This window comes from Oceanobacillus arenosus, from assembly GCF_003369575.1.
GTDB lineage: Bacteria > Bacillota > Bacilli > Bacillales > Amphibacillaceae > Oceanobacillus > Oceanobacillus arenosus.
Genome location: NZ_PIOC01000006.1, coordinates 17,687 through 41,997, shown reverse-complemented (window position 1 = coordinate 41,997; position 24,311 = coordinate 17,687). Strand labels below are relative to the sequence as shown.

The following is a 24,311-nucleotide window of genomic DNA, read 5'->3' as shown; positions in this document are numbered from 1 at the left end:
GGCACGCCGCCAGCGTTCGTCCTGAGCCAAGATCAAACTCTCCAATAAAGTGTTTGAAATGAAATTGACACCAATCAATTCCATATAATGACTTAGCATTAAGAAGTGTTACCTTCTTGTTTTGTTGAAAAGAAATCAAGTTTCTTTTCGTTGACATACTGGTTGTTTTGTTCAGTTTTCAAAGAGCAAATGGTGTAACTGCTCGTTCAGCAGCAACTTTAATAATGTAACATACTTGTTATCTAAATGTCAACAAGTATTTTTTATTTCTTGTCGTTATGTTGTTTCGTTTCAGCGACGTTTATTAATTTACCATGGTTGAATTATTAAGTCAACGGTTTTTATTAAATAATTTAATCCATAATTTTCTAAAAAGTCGCGTTGAAATTTTTCCTTCTATTATATATTCTGTCACAGTGCTCGAATAATTATTAATCAATAAAGCGCATAATCCAGTCTAGGTTATTTACATGTGATTGGATTATGACGCCTATAGTTGATTGAAATATCATATTGTAGCCTATGCCAAGAAATAATTTAGGTGATTATTTACTGCTTAATTTTATATTTCCTTTGGTAAACATCGATTCCTTTTGTTGGTTCGAGGACGATTTCGATAATTTCTTTGTCCGTTAGATAAGAAATCATTGCTGCCAAATCTAACATGTAGGGCCTCGTATCCTCATTGGTTAGCTCCGCAAATGACCATGCCGAATCTTTTGCCTGCATGATTGTTAATAAATGATTCGCTGAAACCCTGGCACGAAGGCTAATCACATACTCCATCGCCAGTATCATCAGCTCTACCTTCTTAGAAATTTCTTCATTGCTCTCAATAAATTCCTCATATAATTTATATACTTCTAAATCAATTTTCTTTACTTGGCTCCAAACCGTTACCTCAGGATAATATCCCTTTTCAATTACTGCCAATCTTGCTAAATGAAGGAGCGAATCCATAATTTCACTATGGGCATCCTTAAAATCCCCCATTTCATAAAGATTTCTAGCCCCAGAATAGTTCTTGATTAGTTTGCCAAATTCGATTGCTTTCCTTAGGTCCCTTTTTGTATTTGGGAACTCCCTAAGCTGGGTCTTTAAATGATTCATATATTCATTTCGATCAAAGATGATTTGCCCTTCAATAATCCACTCTACCGCTGTGCGGTATCCACTCGTATCGATCCAGCTCATTAGTATATCTTCACTAACAATATGTAATGCTGCCGTTTTTCCTTCAAATTCATAATGCTTTACTTGCCAATCTTCATCAACATCCGTCACAATGATTAGTATAATGATATCAAAGTTGTCTGTTAAAGAGCTATTTTGGGTCGTTTTTTCAATCATTGTTATTCCCATTGTATTCTGGTTGCTTGCACGTTCTTGATAAATCGGTCTTAGGAAATTTTCCATTACTCGATTTCCCCCATTCCTATCATTACAGCTAAGAGTTAATTTCTTCCATTAAACCATTTCGGTATCGTTATACAAAATCCCTTTTTATTCGCTAAAATAATTTTATTACTTATTGGATAATACAACAACCTGTAACTCGCAAAGTGAAATATGCTATACTACAAGTGAATAATAAGGAGGAAAAACATGGCTGAGCAAAGGTTAGTCTATTCGAGTAAGATAAATAAAATACGATCATTTGCGTTAATATTAGTTTTTGCTGGGATTCTATTAATGTACGTTGGACTCTTTGTTAGAAATATGGAATGGTTAATGGTTATCTTCTTTATTTTAGGAGTGCTGATGGTACTACTTAGTTGTGGTGTTTACTTGTGGATTGGCTCTCTTTCCTTGAAAGCTGTGCCTGTTATTTGTCCAAGCTGCGAGAAACCAACGAAAATGCTTGGACGTGTTGATGCTTGTATGCATTGCAAGCAACCATTAACAATGGATAAAGATTTAGAGGGCAAAGCATTCGATGAAAAATATAATACACGTCGTTATGCTAAAGGCAAGGATGCAACAAAATAAGATTCTATCTACATAGTTGCACTTATTCATTAAGAAGATTGTTATATTTCCTCTACTCTATTAAAAAAATACCCAAAAAAAATCCAAATGCAGAATGCAGCATTTGGATTCTTTAATGTTTTGCTGTTGCAACATGTTTACAATCTTCACATGTTCCATAAATTTCTAAACGATGGTGGCTGACATCAAACCCTGTCACCTGTTCCGCTAACGACTCAACTTCATGTAACGATGGATACTGGAAGTCAACAATTTTCCCGCATTCATTACATATGATGTGATAATGCTCTGACGTGTTACAATCAAATCTACTTGATGCATCGCCATACGTTAATTCACGAACAAGACCTACTTCTCGTAAGACACGTAAATTATTATAGACCGTTGCTACACTCATATTTGGAAATTTACTTTCCAATGCTTTATATATTTCATCCGCAGTAGGATGAACCATAGAAGTCAGGAGATATTCAAGTACAGCATGACGTTGTGGCGTGATCCGAACGCCTGATTCTTTTAATGTATCAATCGCTTGACGTAAACGTTTTTCAGACACGGTCATCCACCTCTCTTTCAATAATGTATTCTAGTCTAATAATGTTATCAGTTTATAATCTTTATAATTAGTGTACCTTCATTTATAGCCTTCTGTCAATATAAGTACCTTTCCATATGTTGTTAATCACATTTATAGATCCACTTTCAATGGTTTTTCCTCGCCACCGAGCTGTTTATTGACATATCTTGCGGCAACAAATAGAAAGTCGGATAAACGATTTAAATACGGACAGACAAGGGAATTATCTAATTCTTCACCTAGAGCAACCGCTGTTCGCTCTGCTCGTCTCACTACTGTTCTTGCTAAATGCAAGGCACTTGATACGCGATGACCAGATGGGAGGATAAAATTATTTAGCGGCTCTAATTGCGAATCCAATAAATCAATTTGATCCTCTAATTCTTGGATATGCTCCTGCTTCAGTTTCCAGTTTACTTCCTTATCTTTTGGTGTAGCGAGTTCTGAACCAGCGTGAAAAATAATCGTCTGGATGCGGTGCATTTTTTCCTGGAATTCTACTTTTCCGTCCCACGTTACATCATCAAGGAAACTTAGTGCAAGGCCAATCATTGAATTTGCTTCATCACATATACCATACGCTTCGACACGCAAATCGTTTTTCGGCACCCGTTCTCCATAAACGAGCGATGTTTTTCCTTGATCACCTGAACGAGTGTAAATACGCAATGCTAATACCCCCTCTTAGGATCAATCACATTTATATATTCCCCTTCACCAGCTAAATACGTTTCTAGATTTGCTATAAAGATTTCTAATGCCCTTGGTACATAGTTTGGTGACATTGCAGCAATATGTGGTGTAATGGTGATCCTTTCTTCTTGCCAGAAAGCATGGTTCGCCGGTAATGGCTCTTCATTGAATACATCTAATACAGCATGCGCTAATTTCTTCTCTTGTATTGCTTGCAATAAATCTGCATCGATTACCGCATCCCCGCGTCCCATATTTAAAAAGACAGCATGATTCGGTAGCGCTTTAAATTGTTTATTCGCAAAAATCCCCTTCGTCTCAGCTGTACTCGGAAGCACCGATACAACAAAATCCACACTAGGAAGAATCTTATCTAAATCATCGAGGGTATAATTTTCATCGAAGCACGTTACCTTTCGACCGCTTCTTGAAATTCCAATCGTTTTCATCCGAAAAGCTTTCGCGAGTCGCGCTACTTCACCACCGATTGCCCCTGTTCCAGCAATTAACATCGTTTTCCCCGTAATTTCCTGCATCCGAACAGCCTTATCCCATGTATGGTTTCTTTCATTTTCAGCGAGCACTTTGCTCCTGCGATATATTTGCAAAAGCATAGAAATTGCATATTCCGCCATCTGAATCTTATGGATGCCCCGAGCATTGGTAAACAGGATTCCTTTTTCTTCTATTAACTGAAAAGGTGAACCTTCAACACCAGCAGAAAGGCTTGCAATCCATTTAAGATTTGCTGCTTCTCTAACTAATTCTGTTCTGACATCATCCCCGTATGTAACAAAAACTTCTGCTTCACGAATATCGTTTTTTAACGCATCAGCATTACTGAAGACAAATTGTTGCTTTGGAAATTGGTGCTTTAATTTTTCTTGATATTCTTCTGATAATTTTGCAGAAAATAGAATCATCGAGTTCACTCCTATTAGCTAATACCCTAATAGTAAAGGAATGAGAGCTAATTGAAAACTAGAAAGATTAGAATTTCCTTTTAAACAACTTCTTAATTGTTTGAAACAGAAGCATCATATCCAGTCTGTATGAACAATTTTCGATATAGTATTGATCTGCATTCTTCTTAAATTGCTCACTAGATTGTTTATTCCCAAATACTTGAGCATATCCGATAATACCTGATTTTACTTGTAAGTGATTAAGATTGATGCTCGTCCCGTCAATGATTTTGGGTGTTGGTCCAACAAGACTCATCTCTCCCTTCAGAACATTCCATAAACGCGGAAGGAAATGCAGGTGATAACTTGTTAGCCATTTCCCTGTCGGCGTCAGGATACCTGTTGCGTTGTTAGTTGATGTGAATACTGCTAGATTACGATTTAATGGTAATGAGCGAATAACCATCGATGGGTTTGTCATCGTGCGGAAGCTATACATAATAAAAGACCGTGTGCCCCTGCCAATACACGCTTTTCTATCAAAAATGGGTGTCCCTTCTCTTTTTTTTATTTGATTACCGATAAGCAATAATAACGGGGACAACATTAATAGGAAGAAGAAACTAATTACAATATCAGTTATTCGTTTGCTCACAACATAGGTGATTTTCCGTTTTCTACTAGATAATCTTGCTTCAACTCTAGAACGAACATGCTTTTGCATTTCCAATCGAATCACCTCATTTTAAAGAATAATATAGCTAGTACTACATCCTATTCTAAAAAAGGTTTCTATATTACTACTAAATAAAGAAGTCCGGATTTGCATCATAACAAAAGATTAAAGCTAGTTTGAGCTGTGTACGGACATTCCTTTGTAGGAGATAAAGGAAACTCTTTGGGAGCGTAAGCGGTTGACTTAGATTACGGCGGTGAGGGAAGTCTCCCTAGGAGCACGGGCGCTGGTGCTGGACGTGGCTGTTCTCGGTAATTAAGTTTTTCACTGCATCCAATTTTTATAGTTTCCTAAGCAATAAAAAAATAATAATAGAGGTACAATCCACATATGAATTGGTACCTCTATATTTATTGGTATATTAAGGGTTATCGGGGTTTTGCATGAAACAATTGCAGCATATAGTTTAGGTGAAATCGTTTACAATCCCTATCTATATTTTAACATAAACACCGAACCGTTACGAAATTGGACTTTTTATACAATACTTATGCTAGATTCTCGCGAATAAATGTAAGTGCATCTTCAACATGCCCTGCTACTTTAACTCCACGATATTCCTTCTGAAGTTTTCCATCTTTATCGATAATGAATGTAGACCGCACCACGCCATAGTATTCTCTACCAAAATTTTCCTTCAGATCCCAAACATCGAAATCCTCCGCAATCTTATGTTCTTCATCTGCTAATAGCAAAAATGGCAAATCGTATTTTCCAATAAACTTCTGATGGGTGTTTGCAGTATCCGGACTTATCCCAATGATTACAGCGTCAAGCCCTTTGAAGCTTTCATGCTGATCCCGGAAGTTGCAAGCCTCCGTTGTGCATCCAGGTGTCATATCCCTTGGATAAAAATAGAGTACAACATTTTTTCCACGATAATCCGACAAGCTTACATTCTCACCATCTTGATCCGGCAAAGTGAAATCTTTTACTAGTTTACCAACTTCTACTGTCATATTGATTCCCTCCATCTCGTCAATACCGTTCAGTCTAACATACTTGCATAACAAATTCATTTATCTCTACTTCGTGAACCTGTCTGAAATAAGCGCATGACAAATGCAGTAGGTAAAACATAGCCTATCAAAGCTTCGATTAACGCAATGAATCTCCCTATGCCAATTGGCGTAATATCTCCATAACCTATTGTAAGTAAGGTTACTCCACTGAAATACATTGAATGGATAATCGAACCGACGATATTAACCTCCCTTAATTCGCCACCCTCAACAAGGATAATTCCCTGGAACGATAAAATAAAATAAAGCATGCCAAATCCTATTATTACAAGGCTATAAATGATTAATAACACAATAAATAATTCACCGGAAAATCGACTATCTTGCATTTCCATACGCGTGGGGAAAATTCCTCCTCTAATAAATGCATGAATGCTAATAAAAATGAGTATACAGACGATAACAAAGATAAACCAAGGAATAATATTCATCGCAAATCTCCTTTAAAATCCTCTAGATTCATTATATGCACCATTCCTTCAAGCTTGTCTTAATTTTTTTAGGCTCGTTGCTTATTGTACGTTGCAATTAATATAAAGTGCGGACAAAGTTAGGCGCAAAGTTGATTTTCACTTTGACAGTCGCGCATCCAGAGGGCTTGTGCTGAGCCCCTAGCAAAGAACGCTATGGACTCAACATTTTCGCTTTTACCGTAGGAATCTCCTGCCCTCCGGCCTTTAGAGAGGATAATGCTGTCTCCCCTTTTTAAGAAAATGATAAAAAGAACAACTGCATAATCCCAGCGGAAGAAATACACGTAGACTCCTGCGGGAAGAAGAGCCTAGGCGAGACTTCGAAGTGCGCAAGCACAAGAAGGCTCGCCAGCTCCCCGCGGAAAGCGTAGTGTATTTCTGGAGCGACTGGCCCGAGAGCCCTAAGCACATTAGAGTAGTTCGCACTTTACATCTATACACCAGCATCTAATTATTGAAAAACAACAATCAGTTAGAGTTTAGCCCTATTCTATGACGTACATTAATAGATGGCAATTACCTATCCATCGTTTTTTCTTCCTATTTTTGTTATATTAATAGTTGAGTTTCATTATTTTAGGAGGTATGAAGAAAATGGATTTTTCAAAATCTGATGCACTACATAAAGAAGCACTTGAGCATATTGTTGGTGGTGTAAATTCTCCATCACGTGCATATAAAGCAGTTGGCGGTGGCTCACCTGTGTACATGGAGCGCGGAGATGGCGCATACTTTTATGATGTCGATGGCAATAAATATATCGATTACTTAGCAGCATATGGCCCAATTATCACTGGATTTAATCATCCACATATAGCAGAAGCAATTAAACAAGCTGCAACAACTGGCGTTTTATATGGTACACCAACCCCTCTTGAAAACAAATTTGCAAAGATGTTAAAAGAAGCAATCCCTTCATTAGAAAAAGTTCGTTTCAACAACTCTGGAACAGAGGCAGTTATGACGACCGTCCGGGTTGCGCGCGCATACACTGGACGCAATAAAATCATTAAATTTGCAGGCAGCTATCACGGACACTTCGATGCAGTTTTAGTTCAGGCTGGTTCTGGTCCGTCAACATTAGGTACGCCAGATTCTGCAGGTGTTCCAGCATCCACCGCAGCAGATGTAATCACCGTCCCTTTCAATGATTTGGATGCATATAAAGAAGCATTGGATAAATGGGGAGATCAAATTGCGGCAGTATTAGTTGAGCCGATTGTCGGCAATTTCGGAATTGTTGAACCACACGAAGGATTCCTTCAAGGTGTCAATGACTTAACACATGAAGTTGGCGCATTAGTAATTTATGATGAGGTTATTACAGCATTCCGCTTTACGTATGGAAGTGCACAACAGCTTTATGGCGTTGAACCTGACATGACCGCAATGGGTAAAATTATCGGTGGCGGTTTACCAATCGGCGCATATGGTGGACGTAAAGAGGTTATGGAACAGGTTGCACCACTTGGACCAGCATATCAAGCTGGAACGATGGCTGGAAATCCAGCTTCCATGGCTGCTGGTATTGCCTGTTTAGAAGTGCTTGCACGAGAAGGCGTATACGAAAAATTAGAACGCCTAGGTGAACGCTTAGAAAAAGGAATTTTAGAAAAAGCAGCGCAGTACGGTGTAGCAATTACGATTAATCGCCTACGTGGTGCATTTACTGTCTTCTTCGGTGAAGAAACCATCACCAATTACGCACAAGCCGAAGCAACTGACGGCGAAGCATTCGGTCGCTTCTTCAAATTAATGTTAAACCAAGGAATAAACTTGGCACCATCTAAATATGAAGCATGGTTCCTAACAACCGAACATACCGAAGCAGACATCGACCAAACGATAGAAGCAGTCGGACATGCCTTTGAAGTAATGGCAGCTGAATAAGTTACATTTTAAAAAGGTCCTTCACAATAATGTGAAGGACCTTTTTTTATCAACTATCTCTTTGAGGTGACTAATGACATTTCATAATTGATGTAAAGTGCGGATTAGTGGTAATTTAAAAATCAAATCTAGACAGTAGTTACTGTTCACACGTGAGTTTGATTTTTTCACTTCAATCAATATTGTTTGTTAGTGGTAAGTCACTCTCTTATATATGACTCCTCCAACCCCAGTGGAAGAAATACCCGAAGACACCATCTCCCCTAAGGTGCGCGAAGGGTATTTCTGGAGCGACTAGCCTGAGAACCCTAAGCACTAAACAAGTGCACAGTTTATCTAAATAACAACAAACTATATAAGTTTATTTCCCATTATCCAAGTTCTGAACCTGATACAAATCATAATAGCTACCCTGTTTCTTCATTAATTCCTCATGTGACCCCAACTCCGTTATTTCCCCGTTTTCAATAACTACGATTCGATCCGCATGGGTAATTGTTGCTAAGCGATGTGCCACAATGAAAGTAGTCCGATCAGATGCAAGCTTTTCTAATGTTTGCTGGATACTATGCTCACTTTCTAAATCAAGTGCAGAGGTTGCCTCATCAAAAATCATGACTGGCGGGTTTTTCAAGAAAACACGCGCAATTGCAATCCGCTGCTTTTGCCCACCAGACAGCTTCACACCACGTTCCCCAACTAATGTGTCATATCCATATGGCAATTTATCAATAAAATCATGCGCATTTGCTGCTCTTGCCGCTGCCATGACTTCCTCATCTGTTGCTTCTGGGTTACCCATTCGAATATTAACAGCAATTGACTCACTGAATAAAATATTGTCCTGCAGCACCATGCCAATATTATTTCTTAATGAACGTGCCTTTACATCGCGGATATCCATACCATCAATTTTAATCGATCCACTTGTTACATCATAGAATCGTGGAATTAGGCTGATTAGCGTTGATTTTCCGCCACCACTCATACCAACAAAGGCAATTGTTTCTCCTTTTTTTACATCGAGGGAAACATCTTTCAGGATAAGCGCCTCATCCTCCGTATATTTGAAGGATACGTTTTTAATTTCTACAGCACCTTCCACTCGTCCAAGCTCTTTGGCATTTTCTTTATCAACAATATCGTACTTCTCATTCATGAATTCCATCACACGATCAATCGATGCAATCGATTGGACAAGTGTTGTTGAAGAGTTGATTAATCTTCTTAGTGGACTATACACCCTTTCCATATAACCAACAAAAGCAACCATTGTACCAATACTTACATTTAGATTGATTACTTGATAGCCAGCAAAAGCAATGACTAGGAGTGGTGCAAGTTCTGTTATCGTATTCGTCACCGCAAATGTCTTTGCATTCCAGTCTGTATGCTGGACGGATTTCTGCAAAAATTTATCATTCCTAATTCTGAATTGGCCTTGTTCATATTCTTCTAATGCAAAGCTTCTTGTAACAGGAATTCCTTGCACCCGCTCATGTAAATGTCCTTGAACCTCGGCCAATGCTTGAGACCTTTCCTTTGTCAGTCGACGTAATCGACTAAAAAAGTACTTAATCGAAAAGCCAAACAATGGGAATAAAATGACCGAAACAACTGTCAAGCCAACATCCATCGTCAGCATAATTCCAATTGCGATTAGGATTGTTACTAAATCAAGCCATATATTCATTAAACCAGTTATTACGAAATTCTTCGTTTGTTCGACATCATTTATTACCCGGGAAATTATTTCGCCGGTTTTTGTCGAAGAATAGAACTTGAGACTAAGCTTTTGTATATGGTCGAACAACTTGTCCCGAATATCGTAAAGAATTTTATTTCCCACCCACTGTGCTAAATATTGGCGAATATATTCAATCGGTGGGCGTAAAACGAGAAAGATAATAAAGGAAAGTCCCATTATCCAAAACAACTGATTCACTTTTTCTGGCTGTGTCATCGTGTCAACAGAAATAATATTATCGATCACATATTTTAAAATTAATGGCATTAACAATGGGATTCCAAACTTGATAATTCCTACGATAATCGTCCAGAAAATTCGCCACTTATATGGTTTCACGAACTTCATATATTGCTTTACACTACTCAAAAATAACCTTCCTCTTTTACATTACTTTAGATTGCTATGTCTAACGATAGGTCAAAAATCGTTCATACCAGCTATCAACAAAATCTGGTGCGAACGGGCCTCTCCTCATACGAACAACTTTAATTAATTGTTCCATATTATGATGCAAAATCCTGTCCAATACTAAGGGGTAGTTCATTTGTCTTTTATGTTCATCGTACTCATCTTCATCCAAAATTTTAAAGGTCATATCTGGAAAAACCTTGAGATCTAAATCATAGTCAATATATTTAAGTGCTTCTTCATCATACACAAAGGGAGAACTAATATTGCAGTAATAATGTATGCCATCCTCACGAATCATCGCGATAATATTAAACCAATATTTAGAATGGAAATAGCAGATGGCTGGTTCCCTCGTTATCCAAGTTCGTCCATCACTCTCGATTACTGGTGTTTTATCATTGGCGCCAATAATAACCGTCTCAGTCCCTTTCAATACTATTGTATTTTCCCATATCCGATGAAGTTGCCCATTATGCTTATAGCTTTGTATTTGCATATTAGAACCAGCTTTCGGAGCAACCATCCAATCTTCCTTTCTATATCATTAATCCCAATACTAATCTTGCATTTATTATATAGGCAATGATAGGAAATATAAAGGGAAACTACTTTTCAGTATATAGGGAATATTTAATCTTAAAGAAAGGCTATACATTTAAAAAGAAGAGAGCTTCCCTATCATTAGGGAAGCTCTCTTCTTTTTCATTATATCGACCTAGGTATTTACTTTTTGTTTGATTGAGATTTCTGATTCTGTTTTCTTACTTCCTGAGCATCTGTCTCAGAAGCAAACTCAGTACCATATTGTCCTTGAGCTGCTTGTTGGTTTTGTTGCTTCACATGCTGTACGCTAGTACCTGCAGCTGTTTTGTTAGCTTTTTTAGCCATCGATATCACCTCCGCAATAATTAATTTGTCCAGTTATCAAATTGTTATGCCTTTATTTTTATAAAGATTATTTAATAAAGTGAAACTTCATTAAGCGGGGTAATATCATCCCCCACTTACAATTCTTGATTTTTCTCGAATTCTTTTCGTTAAGGGTCTTACAGCCAGTTAATTCGGGATAAATGAAAAACAAGGTCCCGAAATCGTTGAGAACCTTGTTTAAAATCACTGTTCAGACAAATATTGCATCATTTTCTGATGGGAAACAGGAAATGGATAGTTGCCGATTTCCTCAAGATTTACAAAACGTAATCTTGGATCATCTGTGGCAATACTTTTTGTTTCTGCTTCATATATTTCCAATTCCCAAATAATATGGGAAAATACATGCTTCAGATTTCCTTTATGTTCCTTTAATTTTACTTTTATACCATATTCACTGAACACCCAATTTTCTATATGTTTCCTGCCAATTTCATTGATTGGCACCATCGGAAATTGCCAGAGATCCGCTAATAACCCCTTATCCTGTCGTTGCTCAATCACATATTCGTTTTTTTCATTTCTGATTAATAGCACTACATATGGAATCTTTTTTTGTTTCTTCGCCTTTGTTTTGATTGGTAATTCCTCCTGCACGCCGTCTTCAAAGCCTTTACAATGCTCCTGAATCGGACAGAACATGCATGCTGGAGCTTTCGGGGTACAAATAGACGATCCAAGATCCATAATTGCCTGATTAAATGAAGCTGGATCGTCCTTTGAAATAATTTCGCGAACATTGGCTTCGATTAGATTTCTCGTTTTAACCTTCGCAATATCTTCTTCAATTTTAAGAATACGCGAAATCACACGCATGACATTTCCATCTACTGCGGGTTCCGGCTGGTTATACGCGATAGAAAGAATTGCTCCTTTTGTATATGGTCCAATCCCTTTTAATGATCCTAATTCATCAGGATTTTCAGGTACTACTCCACCATAGGATGCGACAACTTCTCTTACAGCTGTTTGTAAATTCTTAGCACGGGAATAGTATCCTAGTCCTTCCCACGCCTTCAGCACATCTTGTTCATCGGCTGCTGCTAATTCGTAAACCGTTGGGAATTTATCAATAAACCGATAAAAGTATGGGATAACGGTGTCGACTTTCGTTTGTTGGAGCATTATTTCCGATACCCAGATTTTATAAGGATCTTGGTCTTGTCGCCAAGGCAAGTCACGTTTATGCTGATAATACCAAGATAGTAAATCTTGCTGGAATTGTTGTATATTAAATTTATTTAGAACTTCTTCATTCATGTTTACACACCCTTTGTGATACAATAAAGTAAATCTATATTCTGGCAATTATGCTGCTGGTTAATATTCTTTCATGAAATTGTAGATAATAATAACAATATAACTTTCCATAGTACACTATTTCTGATAATTATTCTTGTCCTTCTCCGTTATTTCTTGGAAAGGACATTATCAAGGAGGATCCTGTGAATGGATACCGGAACACATATTGTAATGGGTATTGCGCTAGGGGGACTTGCGACGATAGATCCAGTTGTTCAAAGTGACCCTACGTTGTTTCATGCGGTATTAGTTGGAACAATCATTGGCTCACATGCCCCAGACTTTGATACCATTTTTAAATTAAAAAACAATGCTACCTATATAAGGCATCATCGTGGATTATCGCATTCCATTCCTGCAATTGTTTTGTGGGGACTGTTAATATCTGGAATTACTCACCTGTTCGTGCCTGAAACAAGCTTCCTACACCTATGGCTTTGGACTGCCTTAGCGGTCATTATTCATGTCTTTGTGGATTTATTTAATGCATATGGGACACAAGCATTTCGTCCATTTACAGACAAATGGATTGCCTATGGCTTTATCAACACGTTTGATCCATACATTTTCTTAATGAATGTTGTTGGAATCTTTGCTTGGGTATTAGGTGCTAATCCTGGCTATACTTGGCTAACCATTTATACCGTCATTGTACTATATTACATCAAGCGTTATATGGATAAAAGAGAAATCGTTAAGAAAATCAATGAATATTTCCCAAATACTGTAGAAATTGCAACATCCCCAACATTAAAACAAAACTATTGGCGTGTCGCAATTACAACAGAAGATCGTTTTTATGTAGGTACAGCAATTAATGGTCATATCGAGATTATCGATGAGTATTCAAAGGTTCCATTGCCAGACCTACCAATTATGGATCTCGCGAAGGAAGACAAAAATGTTTCATCATTTCTAAATTTCTCACCAGTTTATCGTTGGGAAATCAATGAATATGATCACTTCACAGAAGTTCGATTCATCGATTTACGTTATCGCTCGAAAGAGTACTATCCATTTGTTGCGGTCGTTAAAATAGATGATAACATGAATATTATGAGCTCCTATACAGGCTGGATCTTCTCTGAGCTTAAGTTACAGCGTAAACTATTCGTTGAAGATAGCCCGATATAAAAAACCGGCTGACCTTACAGATCAGCCGGTTTTTTGTTAACTAATTCTCTTACCAAGTAAGGATATTGGCAGTGCTTCAACATTTTCGTACACTTCTCCAAGTAAATTTATCCGCTGTCCCCATGCAAACACACCATTAATATAATTAATCTTAAACGTATACCCTATTTCCATCTTTAATTCATATACTTCATCTGCTTTAAACGCTTCTGGATTCATCGTATATGCCATTGCAACTTGCATCTTTCGTTCGTTAATTTGAACTTCGGAAACATTCCCTAACTGCTCCGCTTTTTGTGCCTTCTCTTTCAATACCCCAATCTCCCGGTATAACTGTTCGACAGAATAATCACTATATCGATAATTCATTTGCCTTCCCCCTTGTCTACCTTACTATCTTATCAATTATTAATCGACTCTTCCATACTTTCATCCAACAAAAGTGCAAGCGCCCGTTTAGCGACGTACGGACTGGACTGAACCGCAGGAGATAAAGGAAACACGATGAGCTTTAGCGAATCGATGTTGACTTATCGTACGGAGGTGAGGGAAGTCTCGCTAGTCGCTGGGCGCTGGAGCTAGACGTGGCCAACTCTAGCAAAAGATTAATATAGAGAATTTTTTATACTTTCTTATCATCCAGGAAACGATTAATCAGGTCAATTGGAAAGCCCTTTCGATACAATCCTTCCTTTACTTTGTTGCGGAGTTCATAGCCTTCGAATTTTCTTTGATGCTTATTTACTAATTTATCTCCTTGGAAGACGATTGCATTCCATTCCTCATCTTCGTCTTTCTCCTCATGAATTTCCGACAATGCATCTTTGATTACATCTTGTGTAAATCCTTTTTGTATTAGTGTGACTTGCAGCTGCTGGATTTGCTTCTTAAAGGAGTCTTTTTTCTGGAGTTTAAGCTTCTTCTCTGCCCATTTCGAAATCTTTTCATATTGAACCTCATATGGGTATGCTTGTACCGCTTCACTCGCAATACTAGCTGACACGCCCTTCTCAATAAGTTCCTTCTTGATTAGCATCGGTCCCTTTGATGCTGTATTTATTCGTGTACGAACGAACATCTCTGCAAATTGCCGATCATCAATGAGCTTTTCTTTGATCAGTTTATTAATTATTTCCTTAATATGCTCGGCTTCGATTTCTTTTTTAACTAAATAATCGTAAATTTCTTTTTCCGTTCGCATTCGGAAGCTTAGAAAATGGATTGCTTGGGTATATGATTTATGTAATGTATCTTTCTTTATTAGTAAAGCAATCATTTCATCATCAAGCTCAAGATTCTTTCGTAAATGGAATTCAATTAAAACTGCTTCATCTACACTGAAGCCATATTTTTCACCTTTACCATCGTCCAAGTATATATTGTAACGTTCCTTGCTTTTCTTTTGTGTCGTGATACGAGTGATTTTTTGCAACTATCCCACCCCTTTCCAATAATATATCATGAAAAATAACTTAAATTCTATCCTAACATTTATTAACATCGGATAACCTTTCAACATACATTATTTTGTCTGAATTAATTTATGATTTTATCTGAAAAGAACGCCATTTTATGTCACTAAACTTCATTAAAATTTTACAAAAAAATGATTCCCTTTTTCGGATAAAAATTGTAGAATAGTATTATCAAAATACGAAAGAGATGAATTGGATCTTACTTGAGAACAATTTGAATTAAATAGGGAAGGCAAATGGTGCGCCACCAGTATTTACTGGTTCTAGTGGGTTCGATTCCCACCCCGAATTTTTGTTGCAATCTAAAATAAAAATTCGTGGGTGGGTCACTTACTAAATTCCTAATTGGAAATTTAGAATACCCGCCTGGAAATAAGGAGGGTATTTTTTATGCTGAAAATGCGTGACTTACATGAGGTGCCAGTGTTATTTGACTTGATGACGCATCCAGATGTATTTCCCTATGTTAGACATAAAGCAGAAACAAGTGATGAATTTTATTTCCTCACAAAGAAGACAATTGAAGCAGAAGAAAATGGTGAATTGATCTCACGTACGATTTTAGATGAGTATATGCAGCCGATTGGCACGATTAATTTATTTGATATCCAGAATAAGCACGGATTTTTAGCTACCTGGATTGGCCAGCCTTATTTCGGCAAAGGATATAATCGACCTGCCAAGGATCAATTTTTCAATGAATTATTTTTTTCCCATGATATTGAAGGGATTTTCATGAAAGTGCGGAAGACAAATACTCGCTCACTTAAAGCAGTATTAAAGCTTCCATATGTCTCACTAGGAAATGAGTTTTACCCTGAAGTTTATCAAGATATTAATACGAATGGTGATATTTATGACCTTTTCGTTATTACAAAAGAACAGTATGTCAGCTACCAGCAGTTTACTGCAGAGCAGATAGTTACTACAGATGAAGAAGTATCTTAATTCAAAACCTCCAATTGGAGGTTTTTTTATTATTTGCAGTATAAAATGGATGAAATGGGAGATTCTAATTCTAAAATGAGAGGAATGATCTGATGAGCAAGTTTAAAGAAAATCAGCGATTAAAATACTTATCGAAGACACAGGAAGTCAATTATCAAAAGGAATTTAAACGTGCGGATCGTATCTATGAACAATTATCACAAAGAGGCAGTCGAAGCTGATCAACCCTCTCTGACGTGCAACTGTCGTCCATTACAAAAATCTAAAGCTATTCAGAAACAATCTAAAGTGAAACTCCTTTTAAGGCGTTTCACTTTTTTATTTTGAAGTAAATAGTGTCAAACAAACATTTTCTAAATTTCTATTGCTTTTCATTTCTATCTGTTATATTCTAACTATAACAGATAGAATAAATATATAAGGAGGTGTAAACATGTTTATTAATATCAACCTTGAATCAGCGGAGCCCATTTACATTCAGTTGGAACATCAAATTATTGAAGGAATTGCGAAAGGTAAACTGAGTCCTGGTGATCCGCTGCCATCCGTTAGATCATTAGCTTCTGATATTGGAATTAATCTTCATACAGTGAATAAAGTTTACCAGTTACTGAAACAAGGTGGTTATATTGTAATCCATCGGCAAAAAGGGGTCGTAATTAACCCCGATGGTCCACCAAAAGCTGATGAAGAGTACAAACAGAATTTAATAGCAAGCATCCACCCTCTCATTGCCGCTTCGATTTGCCGCGGCATGGATGAAGAAGCGTTTTTACGGATTTGTAAAGAAGTGTTTAATGAATTTACTGAGGAAGGTGAGAAGAAATGAATACAATCCCATTAATATTATTACTTGCCATTTTTATTCCTGTTTTTCTAATGATGATGCTCACACCATATTTAACTAGAAAAACCGAGAGCTTTGGTGTAACGATCCCTGAGGAAGTTTACAGTAGTAAGGAACTAAAGGCTATGAGGAAAAGTTATCTCATTTCAACAGGTGTACTTAGCTTCATCGTGCTATTACTTTTCAGCATTTTAGGTCTTACCGTCGCAAATCATGAACAAACAATAAGTATCCTACTTACTACTGGCATCGCGCTTTATTTAATTGTTAGCTTTATCATTTATTTAACGTTCCATCGCCGGATGAAAATCTTGAAGGAAAAATCAGATTGGGCGGCAAACAAATCACAGCAAGTATTCATCAATACAAGCTTTCGAAATCAAAGACTTAACCATTCAAATTATTGGTTCCTTTTTTCATTTGTCATTATTATTGCAACTATTATCATTACAATTCAGCTTTACAGCCTAATACCAGAACAGATACCAATGCAGTATAACTTTGCTGGGGAAGTGACTAATTGGGTGGATAAGTCATATCGATCCGTTCTTTCTATGCCAATCATGCAATTGTATTTAATGTTACTGTTCTTATTCATCAATACGATGATTGCAAAAGCGAAGCAGCAGATCAATGCGGAGAAGCCTGAAGAGTCGATGCACCAAAACGTTATTTTCAGACGGAGATGGTCGCTATATATCATTGTCACTGGAACATTATTAACAATCATGTTCTCTTTCATACAGTTATCGTTCATCTATCCGATCAATCAACAACTATTGACAATCATCCCGCTTCTCTTTAGCTTTATCATGATCATCTGGGCAATTGTACTTTCAATCACTACTGGTCAGGGTGGAAGTCGTGTAAAAGGGAAATTTGGGAAAAATGGTAATGTCATCGACCGTGATGACGACAAATATTGGAAGCTTGGGCAGTTTTATTTCAATAAAGACGACCCTGCTTTTATGTTAGAAAAGCGCTTTGGTGTTGGCTGGACAATAAATTACGCGAGACCATTAGCATGGATTATTTTACTCGCGATTATTGGTTTAGCTATTGGAATTCCACTTTTATTGGGAATTTAATGACATAACTCCTAGAGGAGGAAATTGCAATGCAGGAAATAATTGAGACAATTAATTGGGCAATCGTTACGCCAATACTAATTATTCAGGCAATATTAATCATAGTCGCACTCATTGACTTAACAAAGGCTGAATCAACCAATGGGCCGAAATGGATGTGGTTTTTCATCATTCTTCTAGTAAACACAATTGGTCCAATCATTTATTTCATATTTGGAAGGAGTCGCGACTAGATGACATTACTAACGGTGAACAAGCTTTCAAAAAGTTATGACGGGAAAAACGTAGTAAAAGATGTAAGCTTTGAATTTCATAACGGAAAATGTATTGCACTCATTGGACCAAATGGTGCAGGAAAGACGACCATTTTACGTACGCTTGCAGGTCTTCTAAAACCTTCAGCAGGTACGATTCAATTTTCCAATATGAAGGAAAAAGATGATATCCGAAAATATATCGGTTACCTGCCGCAATATCCAGTTTTCTACACATGGATGACTGGAATGGAATTCATGATTTATAGTGGGCGACTGAGCTATTTATCCGAAGCGGAAGCAAAGAAGCGTGCTGAAACATTACTTGAAAAAGTAGGAATAATCGATGCAAAAGATCGGAAAATCGGAAAATATTCTGGCGGCATGAAACAACGGTTAGGAATCGCGCAAGCAATCATCCACAAGCCAAAACTGTTAATGTTAGATGAACCTGTTTCATCACTTGATCCAATTGGTCGCAGAGAAGTGTTAACTTTAATGAAGGAATTAAAAGAAGAAATGACGATTCTATTTTCTACCCATATTTTAAGTGATGCTGAAGAAGTAAGTGATGAGTTATTATTATTAAACAAAGGTGAAATAGTTGAAAGTGGATCGATGGTGGAGTTAAGAAAAAAATATCAAACATCCATTATCAAGCTCGAATTTCAAGGAGATTTAGCCAAATATCAGGAGCCTATTAATGCATTAGCAAGTGTCGCTAATTCTTCAATCGAACGTGATGTACTGCAGGTTTCTGTATCAGATATCGCTGAGGCAAGACAGGAAATTTTGACATATGTACTAAAAGAGGGCTGTCCTTTAACGAGTTTCACGCTAGATCGTGCTTCCCTTGAAGATATGTTTATGAAGGTGGTGACTGGCTAATGCAATGGATGGCACTATTCAGAAAAGAAATAACCGAATATTGGCGGAATAAAAAGTGGATTTGGGTTCCTTTAGTTTTTATTCTCCTAGCAATTATCGATCCTGTTTCCAATTATTATTTGCCGCAAATCCTCGAATCTGTTGGTGGATTACCAGATGGAACCGTCATTGAACTCCCAGATTTTGCACCGGCAGAAGTCGTGATGATGAGCCTTGGCCAATTAAGTAGTTTAGGAGTCTTAGTTATCACATTGATGTCAATGGCAACAATTGCTGGTGAACGTAGAAGTGGTGTATCAGAACTCATTTTAGTGAAGCCTGTCGCTTATCGCAATTATATTACTGCAAAATGGGCCGCACTGCTTGCTCTTGTGTGGGCTTCATTGCTAATCGGAATGCTTGCCAGCTGGTATTATATTAATATTCTTTATGGTGAGCTTTCACTTCACAGCATATTATTAGTCATTATTTTCTACGGATTCTGGCTTACATTGGTAGTCTCTGTATCTATTTTCTATAACACTTTGTTTAAGACACCTGGGATTGTCGCTTTTCTAACGATTGCAACGATTATCTTAATGAGTATTGTTACCCAAATATTTAGCCATGTACTTGTATGGAGCCCGAATAACTTAACAATGTATCTAATGGAGATGGTACAGACTGGGAGCATCTCATCAGACCTTGTTTGGACAGCAATTGTAACAATCATCATTTCAATTGGCCTGTTAATCGCTGCAATTATAGCTTTAAAAAAGAAGGAGCTTGCAAATTAACGTAAGAAGGACTGGATCCTTTAAGCAGAATCCAGTCCTTCTTCATTATTTCGCCTTTATCGTTGTTATTCTTCTTAACAGTAGGAAGGAGATGCAATATATTAATACCCCTACACCAAGCATTTGGTAGAAAAAAGTTAATTCAACGTCTGCAAATACATTGGTCATAAAATCGATAATCCACCCTTGAGTAAGCCCTAGAAGTAAAATGACAGCAAGTGCGCCGACAACAACTCCTCCACCTAGTAAACCATATTTATAAAATAGTAAACCAATGACAAACAAGAGTGAGAATAAGAAAAATAGGAAAGATGTATCAATGACGACACGATTTAACCAAGTATCCCCTAATAGTTGTGCAGGATGAAAAAGATTAATGGTGTAAATTTCTGTTCCACCTATTAACTTGACGATAATCGATTGTAACGTATTTGCAAGTATAGCATTAAATAGTGCTAAACCTATGAAAAATAGACCAAGACTGATAAAAATATTCTTACGTGTTGCTCCTAATTTTAGCGAAAATGGAACACTCTCTTTTACCATCAAGAAACCTGAAATACCGGCATAAACATAAATTGCGAATGGGAAAGCAAAATAGAATTCGGTATTTCCATCACCAAGTAAAAAATAAGCAATCGTTATTGTAACAACTAAAGTACTTAGCAATATCGTCCAAAAGATTGTCAACGAGAAACGGATATCCGTAATATAAAAGTATAGCAGTCCTTTTACTTGCCTAGTCATTATTTATGCCCCCTTCTTTCTTTCCGTTAAATAAATCATTAATTCTTGAATTGGCACACCTTCAACATTTAAACCAAACATTTTTGCTTCTTCCACCGTTCCATAAATATATGCGGTCATCATACCGGCAAGCTGCTTTTTCTCGATTACTTCTTTACCTGAAATGAATGTCTCAACTTCTTCAATAGTCCCAGATACTGCAATTGTATTGTTGCGAAGGATTTCTGATTCCTCCTGTAAAACTAAGGAGCCTTCACGTAAGATCAGAACCTCTTCAAATAATAAACTCACTTCATCAATTAAGTGTGTTGAGAATATAATCATTCGCGGTTTTTCCTGATATTCTTCCAGCATGATTTCATAGAATTTCTTTCTTGATGGTGCATCTAGCCCAATATATGGTTCATCAAAAATTGTAATCGGTGCCTTACTTGCTAATCCCACGGTAATCCCTAGTGCCGATTCCATCCCTTTCGAAAGCGTCTTAATCTTTGAATTCAGATCTAGATTGTATTCTTTAATTAAATTCTCTGCGAGCTCCTGATCCCAATTCGGATAAAAGTAAGAATAAATCTTAAGCACATTTTTTATCTTTAGATCCCTTTTAAAATTCTGTCCTTCTTTAATTAAACAAATCGATTCCGTTAAGCGCTGGTTATCGAATGGATTCTCTCCATTTATTAATATCTCTCCATTGCTTGCCATGATATGTCCAGATAATATATCCATAAAAGTCGTTTTTCCTGCACCATTCCTACCGAGCAACCCATAAATCTTTGGACCATCAAGTATAAATGAAATATCATTTAATGCTCGATGATCACCATATTTCTTGGTTAAACTTTTGACTTCAATTTTCATTTGAAATATCCTCCCTTTTCACCATATCCATAAGTTCTTCCACACTAATTTGTAACTTAATGGCCTCACTTTTTAATGGCAGCATATAATTTTCATAAAATGTTTTCTTCCGACTTTCGATTAATATTTGCATTGCATCATCTGTTACAAACATTCCAACACCTCTCCGTTTGAAAAGAATATCCTCTGCGACTAATTCATTAATTCCTTTTGCTGCAGTAGCTGGGTTGATCTTGTAGAAAGCAGCAAATTCATTTGTCGATGGTACGCGTTCTCCTGCCTTAATCGTTCCGTTGATAATAGAATCCTCAAGCTGCTCTTTAATTTGCATAAAAATTGGTTTACTTTCGTCTAATGAATTTTTCATTTTAGTTCATTCCTTGTTTGGTTAATTGCTTATGTAACTAACCATATAACATATTGATTGATTTGTCAATCTTTTCAAATAACAAAAGCGTAAGCACCCGTTTGAGCTGTGTACGGAGGTGAGGAAAGTCTCGTCACAGCTTTAGCGCTGAAGCTGGACGTGGCTGTTCCAGCATAAGAAATATTTCAGCCAAATTTTATACTTTCTTACCTGCAATAAAAAAATAAGGTCCCGCACACAATGTGTACAGAACCTTATTCGTCATCCATTTTCTTAGCTTCGTTTTTCGGCAGTCGACCCGCTTTCTTGATCGACTCCCTTAATAAAAACTCCAAATGACTATTTACGCTTCGAAATTCGTCCTTTGCCCACGACTCTAAAATATCATATAGCTTCGGGTCTATACGCAATGGAAAATTCTTTTTCTTAGCCATAAAAACCCTCTTTTATTGATATAGTGATCCAGTATTTATCACTGGTTGTGTTCCCTTATCCGATACGATAGAAACAAGTAGATTATTAATCATCGCAACCTTCCGTTCATCATCTAACTCAACAATGCCATCTTTCTCGATTCGTTCAATCGCATCTTGTACCATGCCGACTGCGCCATCAACAATTTGCTTTCTTGCAGAAATAATTGCACTTGCTTGCTGGCGTTGTAACATCGCTTGAGCAATTTCAGTTGAATAAGCTAAATGGGTTAATCTTGCTTCAATTACTTCGACACCAGCAACTTTTAACCGTTCCTGCAATTCTATCGTTAATTCATTCGAAACTTCCTCCGCATTTCCGCGTAATGTAAGCTGCTCTTCCCCAAAGGAATCATATGGATACTTTGTTGCAACCGTTCTAATTGCCGTTTCACTTTGAATTTCAACAAATTTCTCGTATTGATCCACGTCAAATACTGCCTTTGCGGAGTCAATCACTTTGAACACAATGACAGCAGCGATTTCGATTGGATTGCCATTTACATCATTTACTTTCATCTTATTACTATTGAAGTTTCGAACACGAAGCGATACCGTTCTCCTTGATGAAAATGGAACGGTAACTACAATCCCCTCATGGCGAATCGTTCCCATATACTTTCCAAGAAAAATCACTACGACCGACTGATTAGGCTGTACGATGGCAATACCGCTAATTAGCGTTATTGCTACAAGTAATAAAATTCCGCCGATAATAAATTGTTGCTGAATAAAACTGAATACTGTAGCGGCTAAAAGGATTGCAATGACTAAAATACCTAACATTCCATTCATAGACCAAGCTTTTCTCTCCTGAATCATCAAAACGTCACCCTCACTTCTTTTGAATTCATATTGATACTATTATGATATCACTATGGCATCGTTTTGTAAATCAGGATGATTAGTTCGCTAAATTATCAGTCGGACTTTTTTCAGGTATGATCATATAATTCTCCCCATTTGTAATAATTCTTATGTTACCGAATACCCCTGTTGAATAAATTTGCGCATCAATCCGATTTAAATTGTCAATTACCCTTTCAACCGGATGCCCATAATCATTGCCAACACGATACGTCAGAATGGCAACCTGTGGATTTACTTCTTCTAAGAAACGGAGAGATGTGCTTGTCTTTGAACCATGATGTGCAACCTTAATTATTTCCGATTCAAGATTTTGCCGAGATAATAATGTCTTTTCCTGCTCAACTTCGCTATCTCCCATCAGTAGGAAATCTATTGCTTTATAACTAACGCTTAATACGATTGATGCCTGATTATTGCTTTTCCCCTTACCATCGGCATTCAATACTTTAATATTTACTTCAGGATCTAATTTGATTTGTTCATTTACCTTTGCCACGCTCATTGGAATTCTCTGTTTATGAATCTCCATTACATAATTGGTATACGTATTAGTAAAATGAAATTTACCTGAATCGAGTATTTGGATAACTTTCATTTTCTTCATTACTTCTTTCAGTCCACCAATATGATCGACATCTGGATGAGTAGCAATCAACAGATCAATTTGGTTAATGCCTAAATTATTTAAATAGGCTACCACCTTCTTCCCTTCTTTAGGTGATCCGCCATCAATGAGAATCGTTTTATTGGATGGAGTCTGAATTAATATGCTGTCACCTTGCCCCACATCGATAAAGTGCACCTGCATTTCCGCTTGTGCGTCACTATGTAATTGAAATGGCATTTGAATAAATAAGATAATAATTGTCATAAGAAATATAAACAGATACTTAATTTTCATCGGA

Annotated in this window: 29 protein-coding genes; 10 read left to right on the top strand and 19 right to left on the bottom strand. The window is 37.1% G+C overall.

Annotated elements, in window-relative coordinates:
* Positions 1–549: 549 nt before the first annotated feature.
* Positions 550–1,416, bottom strand: a complete 867-nt coding sequence (locus CWR48_RS04590; protein WP_115771870.1) for a nucleotidyltransferase-like protein — start codon at positions 1,414–1,416, stop codon at positions 550–552.
* 189 nt (positions 1,417–1,605) lie between these two features.
* Between CWR48_RS04590 and CWR48_RS04585 the strand changes: the two genes are divergently transcribed.
* The gene (locus tag CWR48_RS04585; protein WP_115771869.1) at positions 1,606–1,989 is read left to right on the top strand and encodes a YgzB family protein; all 384 of its coding nucleotides are present in this window, start codon (positions 1,606–1,608) and stop codon (positions 1,987–1,989) included.
* A 112-nt stretch (positions 1,990–2,101) separates the two neighbouring features.
* Here the strand turns inward: CWR48_RS04585 and perR are convergent, their stop codons facing one another.
* The 6 genes from perR to CWR48_RS04555 form a co-directional block, all read right to left on the bottom strand.
* Positions 2,102–2,551 carry a peroxide-responsive transcriptional repressor PerR gene (perR, locus tag CWR48_RS04580; RefSeq protein WP_425453875.1) on the bottom strand — a complete coding sequence of 150 codons (450 nt, stop codon included), beginning with the start codon at positions 2,549–2,551 and terminating at the stop codon, positions 2,102–2,104.
* A gap of 126 nt (positions 2,552–2,677) precedes the next feature.
* Entirely contained in the window at positions 2,678–3,235 is a 558-nt protein-coding gene (locus tag CWR48_RS04575) for a cob(I)yrinic acid a,c-diamide adenosyltransferase (protein ID WP_115771867.1), read from the bottom strand.
* 2 nt (positions 3,236–3,237) lie between these two features.
* The gene (locus CWR48_RS04570) at positions 3,238–4,182 is read right to left on the bottom strand and encodes a D-2-hydroxyacid dehydrogenase (protein ID WP_115771866.1); all 945 of its coding nucleotides are present in this window, start codon (positions 4,180–4,182) and stop codon (positions 3,238–3,240) included.
* A 67-nt stretch (positions 4,183–4,249) separates the two neighbouring features.
* Positions 4,250–4,888, bottom strand: a complete 639-nt coding sequence (locus CWR48_RS04565) for a sugar transferase (RefSeq protein ID WP_245976722.1) — start codon at positions 4,886–4,888, stop codon at positions 4,250–4,252.
* Between the two features lie 500 nt (positions 4,889–5,388).
* On the bottom strand, positions 5,389–5,859 hold the full coding sequence (gene bcp / locus CWR48_RS04560) for a thioredoxin-dependent thiol peroxidase (RefSeq protein ID WP_115771864.1): 471 nt from the start codon (positions 5,857–5,859) through the stop codon (positions 5,389–5,391).
* Between the two features lie 56 nt (positions 5,860–5,915).
* Positions 5,916–6,353: a potassium channel family protein gene (locus tag CWR48_RS04555; RefSeq protein ID WP_115771863.1), complete on the bottom strand. Its 438-nt coding sequence runs from the start codon at positions 6,351–6,353 to the stop codon at positions 5,916–5,918.
* A 636-nt stretch (positions 6,354–6,989) separates the two neighbouring features.
* Between CWR48_RS04555 and CWR48_RS04545 the strand changes: the two genes are divergently transcribed.
* Positions 6,990–8,285 (top strand): glutamate-1-semialdehyde 2,1-aminomutase, encoded by a 1,296-nt coding sequence (locus CWR48_RS04545; RefSeq protein WP_115771861.1) that lies wholly within the window; start codon positions 6,990–6,992, stop codon positions 8,283–8,285.
* A gap of 361 nt (positions 8,286–8,646) precedes the next feature.
* Here CWR48_RS04545 and CWR48_RS04540 read toward each other — a convergent pair whose 3' ends face one another.
* From CWR48_RS04540 to mutY, 4 genes are all read right to left on the bottom strand, one after another.
* Positions 8,647–10,401, bottom strand: coding sequence for an ABC transporter ATP-binding protein (locus CWR48_RS04540; protein WP_115771860.1), 1,755 nt, complete (start codon positions 10,399–10,401; stop codon positions 8,647–8,649).
* Between the two features lie 40 nt (positions 10,402–10,441).
* Positions 10,442–10,969, bottom strand: a complete 528-nt coding sequence (gene ntdP, locus CWR48_RS04535) for a nucleoside tri-diphosphate phosphatase (protein ID WP_115771859.1) — start codon at positions 10,967–10,969, stop codon at positions 10,442–10,444.
* A gap of 200 nt (positions 10,970–11,169) precedes the next feature.
* Positions 11,170–11,334, bottom strand: a complete 165-nt coding sequence (locus CWR48_RS04530) for a gamma-type small acid-soluble spore protein (protein ID WP_115771858.1) — start codon at positions 11,332–11,334, stop codon at positions 11,170–11,172.
* Between the two features lie 225 nt (positions 11,335–11,559).
* The gene (gene mutY, locus CWR48_RS04525) at positions 11,560–12,636 is read right to left on the bottom strand and encodes an A/G-specific adenine glycosylase (RefSeq protein WP_115771857.1); all 1,077 of its coding nucleotides are present in this window, start codon (positions 12,634–12,636) and stop codon (positions 11,560–11,562) included.
* Positions 12,637–12,825: 189 nt separating this feature from the next.
* On the opposite strand from mutY, the gene CWR48_RS04520 reads away from it, so the two are divergent.
* Positions 12,826–13,812 (top strand): metal-dependent hydrolase, encoded by a 987-nt coding sequence (locus CWR48_RS04520; RefSeq protein ID WP_115771856.1) that lies wholly within the window; start codon positions 12,826–12,828, stop codon positions 13,810–13,812.
* A 36-nt stretch (positions 13,813–13,848) separates the two neighbouring features.
* On the opposite strand, the gene CWR48_RS04515 is transcribed toward CWR48_RS04520, so the two are convergent.
* Together CWR48_RS04515 and recX are read right to left on the bottom strand one after the other, a co-directional pair.
* Positions 13,849–14,181, bottom strand: a complete 333-nt coding sequence (locus tag CWR48_RS04515) for a YfhH family protein (RefSeq protein ID WP_115771855.1) — start codon at positions 14,179–14,181, stop codon at positions 13,849–13,851.
* A 253-nt stretch (positions 14,182–14,434) separates the two neighbouring features.
* Entirely contained in the window at positions 14,435–15,244 is an 810-nt protein-coding gene (recX, locus tag CWR48_RS04510) for a recombination regulator RecX (RefSeq protein ID WP_115771854.1), read from the bottom strand.
* 433 nt (positions 15,245–15,677) lie between these two features.
* On the opposite strand from recX, the gene CWR48_RS04505 reads away from it, so the two are divergent.
* The 7 genes from CWR48_RS04505 (at position 15,678) to CWR48_RS04475 (ending at position 20,088) form a co-directional block, all read left to right on the top strand.
* Positions 15,678–16,235: a GNAT family N-acetyltransferase gene (locus CWR48_RS04505; RefSeq protein ID WP_115771853.1), complete on the top strand. Its 558-nt coding sequence runs from the start codon at positions 15,678–15,680 to the stop codon at positions 16,233–16,235.
* A 92-nt stretch (positions 16,236–16,327) separates the two neighbouring features.
* Complete coding sequence (locus CWR48_RS04500; RefSeq protein ID WP_115771852.1) at positions 16,328–16,456, top strand: YfhE family protein; 129 nt, start codon at positions 16,328–16,330, stop codon at positions 16,454–16,456.
* Positions 16,457–16,668: 212 nt separating this feature from the next.
* Entirely contained in the window at positions 16,669–17,064 is a 396-nt protein-coding gene (locus CWR48_RS04495) for a GntR family transcriptional regulator (RefSeq protein ID WP_115771851.1), read from the top strand.
* A complete protein-coding gene (locus CWR48_RS04490; RefSeq protein ID WP_211316704.1) occupies positions 17,061–18,170 on the top strand; it encodes a DUF1648 domain-containing protein in 1,110 nt (369 codons plus the stop codon). The genes CWR48_RS04495 and CWR48_RS04490 overlap by 4 nt, the downstream gene beginning before the upstream one ends.
* Before the next feature lie 29 nt (positions 18,171–18,199).
* Entirely contained in the window at positions 18,200–18,403 is a 204-nt protein-coding gene (locus tag CWR48_RS04485; RefSeq protein WP_115771850.1) for a PLD nuclease N-terminal domain-containing protein, read from the top strand.
* Positions 18,404–19,312: an ABC transporter ATP-binding protein gene (locus CWR48_RS04480; RefSeq protein WP_115771849.1), complete on the top strand. Its 909-nt coding sequence runs from the start codon at positions 18,404–18,406 to the stop codon at positions 19,310–19,312.
* Complete coding sequence (locus tag CWR48_RS04475; RefSeq protein WP_115771848.1) at positions 19,312–20,088, top strand: ABC transporter permease; 777 nt, start codon at positions 19,312–19,314, stop codon at positions 20,086–20,088. Before CWR48_RS04480 ends, CWR48_RS04475 begins: the two co-directional genes overlap by 1 nt.
* A 45-nt stretch (positions 20,089–20,133) precedes the next feature.
* Here CWR48_RS04475 and CWR48_RS04470 read toward each other — a convergent pair whose 3' ends face one another.
* The 6 genes from CWR48_RS04470 to CWR48_RS04445 all read right to left on the bottom strand — a co-directional run bounded on the left by CWR48_RS04470 (position 20,134) and on the right by CWR48_RS04445 (position 24,307).
* Complete coding sequence (locus CWR48_RS04470; RefSeq protein WP_115771847.1) at positions 20,134–20,835, bottom strand: hypothetical protein; 702 nt, start codon at positions 20,833–20,835, stop codon at positions 20,134–20,136.
* Positions 20,836–20,838: 3 nt separating this feature from the next.
* A complete protein-coding gene (locus tag CWR48_RS04465) occupies positions 20,839–21,696 on the bottom strand; it encodes an ATP-binding cassette domain-containing protein (RefSeq protein ID WP_115771846.1) in 858 nt (285 codons plus the stop codon).
* Complete coding sequence (locus CWR48_RS04460) at positions 21,686–22,063, bottom strand: GntR family transcriptional regulator (protein WP_115771845.1); 378 nt, start codon at positions 22,061–22,063, stop codon at positions 21,686–21,688. Before CWR48_RS04460 ends, CWR48_RS04465 begins: the two co-directional genes overlap by 11 nt.
* 254 nt (positions 22,064–22,317) lie before the next feature.
* Complete coding sequence (locus tag CWR48_RS04455; protein WP_115771844.1) at positions 22,318–22,497, bottom strand: type II toxin-antitoxin system antitoxin; 180 nt, start codon at positions 22,495–22,497, stop codon at positions 22,318–22,320.
* Positions 22,498–22,509: 12 nt separating this feature from the next.
* Positions 22,510–23,358, bottom strand: coding sequence for an SPFH domain-containing protein (locus tag CWR48_RS04450; protein ID WP_115771843.1), 849 nt, complete (start codon positions 23,356–23,358; stop codon positions 22,510–22,512).
* 82 nt (positions 23,359–23,440) lie between these two features.
* Positions 23,441–24,307, bottom strand: a complete 867-nt coding sequence (locus CWR48_RS04445; RefSeq protein ID WP_115771842.1) for a ComEC/Rec2 family competence protein — start codon at positions 24,305–24,307, stop codon at positions 23,441–23,443.
* Positions 24,308–24,311: the final 4 nt, after the last annotated feature.